This window comes from Iodidimonas nitroreducens (genome assembly GCA_000710935.1).
GTDB lineage: Bacteria > Pseudomonadota > Alphaproteobacteria > Sphingomonadales > Rhodothalassiaceae > Iodidimonas > Iodidimonas nitroreducens.
This window is the reverse complement of sequence record BAYV01000052.1, coordinates 1-570: the sequence shown is the minus strand read 5'-3', so window position 1 is coordinate 570 and position 570 is coordinate 1. Positions and strand designations below refer to the sequence as shown.

Genomic DNA, 570 nt, shown 5'->3' with positions numbered 1-570 from the left:
GATGTCAGGATTTCTCGAGATGAGGAGGCCCGACTAATCCAAGAACTCGCGAATACGCCGTTAGTGGCGGCGTCCGTTGTCCTGGCAGTGGAAACTGCGATGCGGCGTGGCGAGTTGTTAGCGCTGAAATGGGAGCGCGTCGATTTTGTTGACCGCACTGTCTATCTGCCGAACACGAAAACAGGGAAACCCCGCTCTGTACCACTGTCGCCCCGCGCGCTTGGCGTCCTGCTCGGTCTCAGACTGCGGTGGGAGCAGTTGAAGGCTGAGAGGTCGGGCTCTGATGTAATTCCGCTCAGTGCTGAAGGATTAAAGAGTGTCTTCCAGCGCGCCCGTCTGCGTGCCAACCTTGAGCATGTAAATTTCCACGATCTCCGCCACGAAGCTACGTCCCGGCTTTTTGAAGGGGGCTGGGGCATTATGGAGGTGGCGGCGGTCACTGGCCATGCCGATCTGAAATCTCTAAAAAGGTACACGAATTTGCGTGCGTCGGACCTGTCTAAGAAGATGGCCTCCTTACCCACAATAATGTAGGCTGTAAACTCATAAACGGGATTCCCAAAGCGTTGC

1 protein-coding gene is annotated in these 570 nt (G+C 55.6%); it reads left to right on the top strand.

All coding sequences use genetic code 11. From position 1 onward, the window contains the following. Nucleotides 1–534: site-specific integrase (locus AQ1_RS12275; protein WP_042087761.1), on the top strand; the 534-nt coding region annotated here is incomplete at its 5' end. Between the last annotated feature and the right edge of the window lie 36 nt (nucleotides 535–570).